Origin of the sequence: Streptomyces sp. NPDC057638 (assembly GCF_042800315.1) — a bacterium.
Taxonomy (GTDB): Bacteria; Actinomycetota; Actinomycetes; order Streptomycetales; family Streptomycetaceae; genus Streptomyces.
In genome coordinates this window covers 59,869-68,919 of the sequence record NZ_JBHVHF010000006.1, presented here as the reverse complement: position 1 = coordinate 68,919, position 9,051 = coordinate 59,869, and the positions used below count along the sequence as shown (strand labels likewise).

The following is a 9,051-nucleotide window of genomic DNA, read 5'->3' as shown; positions in this document are numbered from 1 at the left end:
CTCCCGTACGCGCCCCGGCGCCGTCGTGTGCCGCGCCGTACCGCTGTCAGTCCGTACCGCTGTCGTGAACCGTCCCCGGGTCAGCGGCGGGCGACCGGCACGGGCGCGGGCCCGGCGGGCCGAGTCAGCGGGACGGGGTCCGGGGTCGCGTCGTCCTTGGGACGCTCCGGGCGCTGCCACTGCCCGGCCAGTGTCGCGGCGAACGCCACCACCATGCCCAGCAGCTGCACCGGCGTCAGCGCCTCCCCGAGCGCGGCCCAGCCGATGACCGCCGCCGTGATCGGCGACAGCGGTCCGAGGAGGGTGGCGGAGGTGGCGGAGAGCCGCTCGACCCCACGGAACCAGAGCCAGTAGCCGATGGCCGTGTTGACCACGGCCAGATAGACGTATCCGGCGATCGAGGTGGAGTCCAGCGCGGGCGGCGCGCCCTCGACGGCGAACGCGACCGGCGCGATCAGCAGCCCGCCCGCCGTGAGCTGCCACCCGGTGAGCGCCAGCGGGCCGACGCCCTCGGGCCTGCCCCAGCGCTTGGTGAGCACGGTCCCCGCCGACATCGAGGCGGAGGCGATGAGCCCGGCGAGCACCCCGACGAGGTCGAGCGCGGCGGTCGCCTTGAGCACCACGAGACTCACCCCGAACGCCGCCGCTATCGCGGCCGTCACCTTCCACAGCGTGGCCCGCTCGCCCAGCAGCACGGCGGCCAGGCCGATCACGAAGAGCGGCCCGACCGAGCCGACGACGGCGGCGACCCCGCCGGGCAGCCGGTAGGCGGCGAGGAAGAGCAGCGGGAAGAACGCCCCGATGTTGAGCGCCCCCAGGACCAGCGCCCGCCCCCACCAGACGCCTTTCGGCAGCACCCGGGTGGCGGCCAGGAGCAGCAGCCCGGCGGGCAGGGCGCGCATCAGACCGGTGAACAGCGGCCGGTCCGGCGGGAGGAACTCGGTGGTGACGGCGTAGGTGGAACCCCAGGAGATGGGGGCGAGCGCGGTGAGCGCGACAGCGGCTGCTCGGTTCATAGAAATAACTTAGCACTAAGCTACTTACAGTCAAGCAAGTTACTTGCGACTGATCCTGTATGCGGGATACTGGGGCGGGTGACCCCCAGAACAGCGAACGCACCCCAGCCCCCTGGCCCTGGCCCTGGCCCTGGCCCTGGCCCTGGCCCTGGCCCTGGCCCTGGCGAGGATGCCTCCGGCGCGACCCCCGACGCGGTCGACGCGATCATCGACCAGTGGGCGGCCGAGCGCCCCGACCTCGACACCGTCCCCATGGCCGTCTACGGCCGGATCTACCGGATCGCCCGCGCCATGGGCGATCTCGTCGAGCAGGAGTACCGGCGGCTGGGCGTCTCCCGGGGCGAGTTCGACGTCCTGGGCACACTGCGCCGTTCGGGTGAGCCCTTCACCCTCTCCCCCCGGGAGCTGTCGGCGACGCTGATGCTCACGACCGGGGGCATGACGGGACGCCTGGACAAACTGGAGCAGGCGGGACTCCTGGTGCGCAGCCCCGACCCGCACGACCGGCGCGGACTGCGGGTGACCCTCACCGAGGCCGGACGCGAGGTGGCCGACCGCGCCATCGCGGCCGGCCTCAACCGCCAGCACCTGGCCTTCGACGCGGTCCTGACCGAGGCCGAGGGCCACCAACTCGGCGAACTGCTCCGCAAGCTGCTCTCGGCCCACGAGTAGCCGCGCGGACATACGAAAGGCGCTCCCGGCCGCTGTGCGTGACGCACAGCACCCAGGAGCGCCCACAACAAGGACCACCCACTGGTCTCCCCGTGGGTGGATCTGGTGGTGATTAGCTCCGTGTGAGGACTCGACCTACCCGAGGTCGGTTCTGAGCCAAAGGGGCGCGTCGAGTTCTCGTGGCCGTCGCTCGGAGATCGTGAGGAACGAGCGATCGAGCACGTCGGACGCGAGAATCTCGACTAAAGCGCCCCGGCGGGGGTCCCTCCCGGGCGGAGCCTGGGGGAGAACAACCGCAAAAAATTAAGAAGCCTGCTTGCGGGACTTGTCCAGGACCATCACCAGGCCCGTGATCACGGCGAAGATCACCGCGGGCGCCACGACGAAGAGACCGACGGTCTCCGCGACACTCAGCCCGGTGCCCGGGTCGTCACCGTCGTCACGCACGAGGTTGGCGAGCGCGGGCGACGACATCAGCAGCATCATCAGCGTCGTACCGGCCGCGACGGTACCGGCGCGCAGTGCGTTCTTCTTGTCCACGCTCCCCAACGTAGCGAACGCGTTGTCGAGCCGCGCGCCCGGGGTGCCGTACAAGCGCCTCCGGGCCCTCCGCGCCCCTGGCGCCCTGGATGCCCGCGCGCCCCTCACCCGCCTCCCGTCCCGGGCCGCACCCCCACCCGCGACGGTGGCCGGAAGAGGTTCATCAGGCCGTGCAGCCGGGGTGAGGCGATCAGCTCCTCCAGGGTCACCGGGCGGTCGGCGTGGTCCGCGATGGGCAGTCGCCAGTTGGGGTACGCGTCGCTGGTGCCCGGCACGTTCTGCGGGCGGCGGTCGGCGACCGCGTCCGGGAGCCAGATCCCGACCATCCGGGCCGGGGTGCGCAGCAGGAAGCGGTGGACGGCCCGGATCCGTCCCTCCTCGTCACCGGCGCCTTCCGGGAGCAGCCCGAGACGGTTGAAGACGCGGAGCCACTCCTGCACCTCGGCCAGTTCCCGGGTCAGTTCGCGCTCCAGCGGGGCGGTGAGCAGCCCCAGCCGGTGCCGGAGGGCCACGTGTTCGCCGGTGAGCCGGGCGGCGGTGGACGGCAGGTCGTGGGTGGTGGCGGTGGCCAGGCAGCTCTCCCGCCAGGTGGTGGGTTCCAGCGGTCTGCCGCCCCCGGTCCAGTCCCGTTCGAACCAGAGGACGGAGGTGCCGAGGACGCCGCGCGCGGCGAGGGTCTCGCGCACTCCGGGCTCGACGGTGCCGAGGTCTTCCCCTATGACGACGGTCCCGGTCCGGTGGGCCTCCAGCAGCACCACGGCCAGCATGGCCTCGGCGTCGTAGTGGACGTAGGTGCCGTCGGTGGGCGAACCGCCCTGGGGCACCCACCAGAGCCGGAAGAGCCCCATCACATGGTCGATCCGTACGGCGCCCGCGTGGGCGAAGATCCCGCGCAGCAGTTCTCTGAGGGGCGTGTACGCCTCGGCGGCGAGGGCGTCGGGGCGCCAGGGCGGCAGGCCCCAGTCCTGCCCGAGCGGGTTGAAGGCGTCCGGCGGCGCCCCCACCGACATCCCGGTGGCGAAGGTGTCGCGCCGTGCCCAGGTGTCCGCGCCTCCGGGGTGCACCCCGACGGCGAGGTCGTGGACGACACCGACCGCCATGCCCGCCTCCCGGGCGGCCCGCGCCGCCGCCGCGAGCTGGCCGTCGGTGAGCCAGGCGGCGCGGCAGTGGAGTTCGACCCGGTCGGCGAAGAGGTGGCGGGCGTGGGCGGTCGCCGCCGAGCGGGGGTTCTGGAGTTCGGGGGGCCAGGAGTGCCAGTCGGGTCCGTGGATCTCGGCGAGGGCGCACCAGGTGGCGTGGTCGTCGAGGGCGCGGCCCTGGGCGGCGAGGAAGTCCCAGTAGTCGGCCCGGCGGCCGGGTCCGAGCGGCACCTTCGCGATCAGTTCCAGCGCCTCGCCCTTGAGCCGCCACACGGCGTCCCGGTCGATCAGCGCGCCCGCCAGCACGGCCGCCCGCAGTCCGGCTCCCCGCCGCCGTAGTTCCGCCAGCCGTTCGCGGTCGGCCCCGGCGACGTACGCGTACTCGGGGATCGCCTCGATCCGCAGATGGACGGGGTCGGGGAAGCGCCGGGACGAGGGGCGGTACGGGGACGGGTCAGCCGGCCGGTCCGGCGCGGCGGGCACGGCGCTGTGCAGCGGGTTGATCTGCGCGAACCCGGCCCCCAGTGCCCGCCCGGACCAGCTCACCAGCTCGGCCAGGTCGCCGAGGTCGCCCATGCCCCAGGAGCGCTCGGAGAGCAGGGAGTAGAGCTGGACCAGGAAGCCGTGGGCGCGCTCGCCGGGTCCGGGGCGCTGGGGGCCCCGGGCGGGCGCGACGACGAGATGGCTCTCGGCCCGCCGTCCGTCGGGTGCGGTCACCGACAGCAGGTGCACCCCGTAGGGCAGGGCCGCCCAGTCGGGGCCGGTGGTCTCGCCGCCCGTCTCCGGCGTCACCCGGACCACGCTCCCGGGCGGCAGCGCGGCGAGCGCCCCGGGCGGCCCGCCGTCGTGGGGTGGCGCGTCACCGTGGGGTGGCCCGTCACAACGAAACGCACCGCCACCATGAGGCGTCCCGTCACAACGAAACACCCCGTCACCATGAGACGCCCCGTCACTACAAGACATCACGTCACTACGAAACGTCCCGCCACCATGGGACACCCCGCCCCCGGGTCCGTCCGCCGGGTCCGGGCCCGTCCGCCACAGCACCACCGTCAGCGGCAGCAGCCGCGCGGCGGCCCGCGCCTCGGCCCCGGCCAGGGCGGTCTTGAGCGCGGCCGGGGTCGAGGCGTCCACCCCGAGCGCCGCCAGGACCGCCACCACCGTGGCCTCGGGGACGGGGACGCTCACGCCCTCCGACGGCGTGTACGAGGTCGCGACTCCGTGCAGGGCGGCGAGCCGGGCGAGGCCCATGGCGACTCCTTCGGGGTCCGGGTCACATCCCGGACGGGGGCGGTGAGCCGACGGCGCCCTCGGCGGCGGCGGGCTCGCTGGTCAGGCGCTGGGCACGCCCGTCAGGCACGCGTCACTCGCTCGTCAGGGGCGCGGCGCCGCACAGCGACGGCTCGCTGGTCAGCGCGATGCCTCCGGTCAGCGGGGGTTCGCTGGTCAGCGGCGCGCACCCGACGAGGGCGGGTTCGCAGGTCAGTGGGGCGGTGGTGGCGGGGCCGGTGTGCCACGCGGGCGGCAGGGGCGCGCGGGCAGCCCCGTCCCCGGGGGCGCGGGGCGCGGTCACCGACAGCGGACGCGTCCGCTGGGCGGGCGCGCCGGGCGGTCCCTCGCCGCCGGGTTTACGCCCCGGTCCCGGGGGCTGTGTGCCGTCTGGGGTGTCCCCGGGCACGGGGGTGGTCAGAGCGGAGAGGAGCAGATGGGCGGATCCGGTCATGACGGGCACTCCCAAGGTCGGTCCTGACGGTAACGGCTTGGGGCGGCCCCTACCCCGTAGGCCCCGCTCCAGGCGTGCACGATCAGTCAACGTGCGGCCCGTCACAGGGGTTTCTCCCTCCGCCGGTTCTCCAGAAAACTCCCCTTCTCCGACATAAGGAACACTTCGATCGTGTGTGTTGACACTCCGGTGACGGGGTGGTGGGCTCACGGACGATCGGTTTCACCGGCCAACGACCTGGCAATGACCAGCCAGTGAGCGGCCGACGAGCAGCCCTTCAGCGATCGGCGGGCAGTCGGCCACGACCGCCGAAGGGCCGCGAAGGGCCAGGGAAAGGCCCGCGAAGGGCCCGCGAAGGGCCGCCGAGGGGCCAGCGAAGGGAGCGTGCGGGTGCGGATCGCGCGAGGTCGGCGGACGGCCACGGCCGTCGCCGTCGCCGTGATGGGCGGCCTCCTCAGTGGTGCGCCCGGTGCGGCGGCCTCCCCCGCAGCGCCCCCCGGAGCGCCCGGCCCTCCCACCCGTACCGCCGCCGACCCGACGGTGGACGGCGGGCCGCCCGCCGTCTGGCCCCGGCCGCAGTCGATCGCCGCCGCCGGGCCGTCCGCCGCGCTGGGCCGTGAGGTCACCCTGGTCGCGGACCCCGCCGCCGATCCCCGGGCCGTGACGGCGGCTCAGGAGCTGCTGCTCGGCTGGGGCGTGGAGACCGTCCACACCGCCGCTCCCGGACGCGGCACGCTGATCCGTCTCGGGGGCAGCGGCGCGCAGGAGGCGCTGCGCGCCCTGCGCGCACCCCAACGCGCCGATCTGCCCTCCGGGGGCTACCGGATCGCGGTGGGCCGGCTGAAGGGCCGCGCGGTCGTGGCGGTCGACGGCGTCGGCGAGAGCGGCCTCTTCCACGGCGTCCAGACCCTGCGCCAGCTCGCCGTCCCCGCCCCGCGCGGTGGCACGGCCCTGGCCGGGGTCACCGTGCGGGACTGGCCCGGCACCGCCGTACGCGGGGTCACCGAGGGGTTCTACGGAGAACCGTGGAGCCACCCCGAACGCCTCGCCCACCTCGACTTCATGGGCCGCACCAAGCAGAACCGCTATCTCTACGCCCCCGGTGACGACCCGTTCCGCCACGCCCGCTGGCGCGACCCCTACCCGGCCGAGCGCCGGGCCGAGTTCCGCGAGCTGGCCCAGCGGGCCCGCGCCCAGCACATCACCCTCGCCTGGGCCGTCGCGCCCGCGCAGGAGATGTGCCTGGCCGACCGGGACGACGTACGGGCGCTGCTGCGCAAGGTCGACGCGATGTGGGCGCTCGGGGTGCGCGCCTTCCAGCTCCAGTTCCAGGACGTCAGCTACAGCGAGTGGCACTGCGACCGGGACGCGCGGCTCTTCGGCTCGGGCCCGAAGGCGGCGGCGACGGCCCACGCCCGGCTCGCGGGCGAGGTGGCCCGCCATCTCGCGGAGCGCCACCCGGACGCCGAGCCGCTGTCGGTGCTGCCGACCGAGTACTACCAGGAGGGGGAGACGGAGTACCGGCGCGCCCTCGCGGCGGCGCTCGACCCCCGGGTGCAGGTCGCGTGGACCGGGGTCGGCGTGGTGCCGCGCACCATCACCGGCAAGGAGCTGGCGGCCACCCGGTCCGTCTTCGGGCACCCGCTGGTGACCATGGACAACTACCCGGTCAACGACTACGCCCAGGACCGGATCTTCCTCGGCCCCTACACCGGCCGCGAACCCGCCGTCGCCGGTGGCTCGGCCGCGCTGCTCGCCAACGCCATGGAGCAGGCGTCGGCCTCCCGTATCCCGCTCTTCACCGCCGCCGACTACGCCTGGAACCCCCGGGGCTACCGTCCCGAGGAGTCCTGGCAGGCGGCGCTGACCGACCTCGCGGGCGGCGACCCGGCCACCCGGGCCGCGCTCGGCGCGCTCGCGGGCCACCACGCCTCCTCCCTCCTCGGCTCCCCCGAGTCCGCCTATCTCCAGCCGCTGCTGCGGGCCTTCTGGTCCACCCGCGCCGCCGCCCCGGCCGCCCGCGACCAGGTGGTGGACCGGCTGCGGCGGGCGTTCTCGGTGATGCGCGGCGCCCCGGCCCAGCTGACCGGGCCCGCCGAGGGGCGTCTGGATGACGACGTACGGCCGTGGCTGGAGCGGCTGTCCCGCTACGGCCGTGCCGGGGAGCTGGCGGTCGACATGCTCCAGGCGCAGGTCAGGGGCGATGGCACGGCCGCCTGGCGGTTCTCGCTGGCACTGGAGAAGGAGCGCGCCGCGCTCGCCGGGGGCCGCGTCACGGTCGGCAAGGGCGTCCTCGACCCGTTCCTGGCGCGCGCCGCCACGGAGGCCGCCGCGTGGACCGGCGCCGACCGGGTCGCCGACCGCCCCGGCGCGGACACCCTCTGGCTGGACCGCCCCCGCCCGATCGCCACGGTCACCGCCATGACCGAGCCGGGCACCGGCCCCGCCACCCTGGAGGCCCATGTCCCGGGCCGGGGCTGGCAGCGCCTCGGCGCCCTCTCCCCCACCGGCTGGACCCAGGCCGACGCCCGGGGCCTGACGGCCGACGCCCTCCGGGTCTCGCGCACCGGCCCCGAGCCGGTCGGCGTGCGCGCGCTGGTGCCCTGGTTCGCCGACGAGCCGGTCGCCGGGGTCGATCTCGTACGGGGGGAGACGGACGCCGAGATCGGCGGCGGCCCGCAGCGGGCGGGTGTGGAGCTGACCCCGAGGCGTCCCGGCGCGGTGAACGGCACCCTGACGGCGAAGGCGCCCAAGGGGATCAAGGTGTCGGTGCCGAAGAAGACCACGGTGCCCCGGGGTGTGCGCACCACCGTGCCGGTGGAGGTCTCGGTCCCGGAGGGGACCCCGGCCGGTGAGTACCGGGTGCCGCTCTCCTTCGGCGGCGAGGAGCGGACCCTGACCGTACGGGCCTATCCCCGAACCGGCGGCACGGACCTGGCGAACGGCGGGACGGCGACCTCGTCCGGCGACGAGACGGCCGACTTCCCGGCGGCCTCGGCGGCCGACGGCGATCCGGGGACCCGCTGGTCGTCCCCGGCCCAGGACGACGCCTGGTGGCAGGTGGAGCTGGCCGAGCCCGCCCGGGTGGGGCGCGTGGTGCTGCGCTGGCAGGACGCCTACGCCTCCGCGTACCGGATCGAGGTCTCGGCGGACGGCCGGACCTGGCGTACGGCGGCGACGGTCGCCGAGGGCCGGGGCGGACGGGAGTCCGTCCGCATGGACGCGCCGGGCACCCGCTTCATCCGCGTCCAGGGTGACGCGCGGGCCACCCGGTTCGGTTACTCGCTGTGGTCGGTGGAGGCGTACGCGGTGGTGCCGGAGTAGTGACTAGGCGGTAGCGGCCCGGGAGTGGTCATGCCCCCGTTCATGGGCGCGGTCCGCGTCGCTCTCCCGGCGCCCCCGGACCACGGCGTCTATCCGCGTGATCACATCGTCGGCGCCGTACGGCTGGAGATAGGGGAGCCAGCGCGGATCGCGGTGCCCGGTGCCGATGATCCGCCAGGCGAGACCGCTGGGCGGGGCGGGCTGGTGCCGCAGCCGCCAGCCCAGCTCGCGCAGCTGCCGGTCGGCCTTGACGTGGTTGCAGCGGCGGCAGGCCGCCACCACGTTGTCCCAGGCGTGCTGGCCGCCCCGGCTGCGCGGGATCACATGGTCGACGCTGGTGGCGACGCCCCCGCAGTACATGCAGCGCCCGCCGTCCCGGGCGAACAGGGCCTTGCGGGTCAGTGGAACGGGCCCCCGGTAGGGGACCCGTACGAAGCGCTTCAGCCGCACCACGCTGGGTGCCGCGACCGCCAGGGTCGCACTGTGCAGGAAGGCGCCGGACTCCTCCAGGCAGAGGGCCTTGTTCTCCAGGACGAGGATGAGCGCGCGGCGGAGAGGTACGACGCCCAGCGGCTCGTACGACGCGTTGAGGACCAGGACATGCGGCACGTGGACGCCTCCTTGTACGCCGGCGGCG

Annotated in this window: 7 protein-coding genes; 2 read left to right on the top strand and 5 right to left on the bottom strand. The window is 74.9% G+C overall.

The annotated features are described in order from the left end of the window. Positions 1-80: 80 nt before the first annotated feature. A complete protein-coding gene (locus ACFVIM_RS01880; protein ID WP_384297303.1) occupies positions 81-1,016 on the bottom strand; it encodes an EamA family transporter in 936 nt (311 codons plus the stop codon). Between the two features lie 204 nt (positions 1,017-1,220). On the opposite strand from ACFVIM_RS01880, the gene ACFVIM_RS01875 reads away from it, so the two are divergent. After that, a complete protein-coding gene (locus ACFVIM_RS01875; protein WP_384297311.1) occupies positions 1,221-1,688 on the top strand; it encodes a MarR family winged helix-turn-helix transcriptional regulator in 468 nt (155 codons plus the stop codon). Positions 1,689-1,991: 303 nt separating this feature from the next. Here ACFVIM_RS01875 and ACFVIM_RS01870 read toward each other — a convergent pair whose 3' ends face one another. The 3 genes from ACFVIM_RS01870 to ACFVIM_RS01860 all read right to left on the bottom strand — a co-directional run bounded on the left by ACFVIM_RS01870 (position 1,992) and on the right by ACFVIM_RS01860 (position 5,090). Then, a complete protein-coding gene (locus ACFVIM_RS01870; protein WP_384297301.1) occupies positions 1,992-2,228 on the bottom strand; it encodes a hypothetical protein in 237 nt (78 codons plus the stop codon). 104 nt (positions 2,229-2,332) lie between these two features. After that, on the bottom strand, positions 2,333-4,618 hold the full coding sequence (gene malQ / locus ACFVIM_RS01865) for a 4-alpha-glucanotransferase (RefSeq protein ID WP_384297300.1): 2,286 nt from the start codon (positions 4,616-4,618) through the stop codon (positions 2,333-2,335). 112 nt (positions 4,619-4,730) lie between these two features. Beyond that, positions 4,731-5,090, bottom strand: a complete 360-nt coding sequence (locus tag ACFVIM_RS01860; RefSeq protein WP_384297298.1) for a hypothetical protein — start codon at positions 5,088-5,090, stop codon at positions 4,731-4,733. A gap of 390 nt (positions 5,091-5,480) precedes the next feature. On the opposite strand from ACFVIM_RS01860, the gene ACFVIM_RS01855 reads away from it, so the two are divergent. After that, on the top strand, positions 5,481-8,414 hold the full coding sequence (locus tag ACFVIM_RS01855) for a beta-N-acetylglucosaminidase domain-containing protein (protein WP_384297297.1): 2,934 nt from the start codon (positions 5,481-5,483) through the stop codon (positions 8,412-8,414). A 3-nt stretch (positions 8,415-8,417) separates the two neighbouring features. On the opposite strand, the gene ACFVIM_RS01850 is transcribed toward ACFVIM_RS01855, so the two are convergent. Beyond that, complete coding sequence (locus tag ACFVIM_RS01850; RefSeq protein WP_384297296.1) at positions 8,418-9,023, bottom strand: HNH endonuclease; 606 nt, start codon at positions 9,021-9,023, stop codon at positions 8,418-8,420. Positions 9,024-9,051: the final 28 nt, after the last annotated feature.

Coding starts and splice junctions, on each gene's coding strand:
- ACFVIM_RS01880 (WP_384297303.1), bottom strand. CDS start 1,016: ATGAACCGAGCAGCCGCTGTCGCGCTCACCGCGCTCGCCCCCATCTCC.
- malQ (WP_384297300.1), bottom strand. CDS start 4,618: ATGGGCCTCGCCCGGCTCGCCGCCCTGCACGGAGTCGCGACCTCGTAC.
- ACFVIM_RS01860 (WP_384297298.1), bottom strand. CDS start 5,090: ATGACCGGATCCGCCCATCTGCTCCTCTCCGCTCTGACCACCCCCGTG.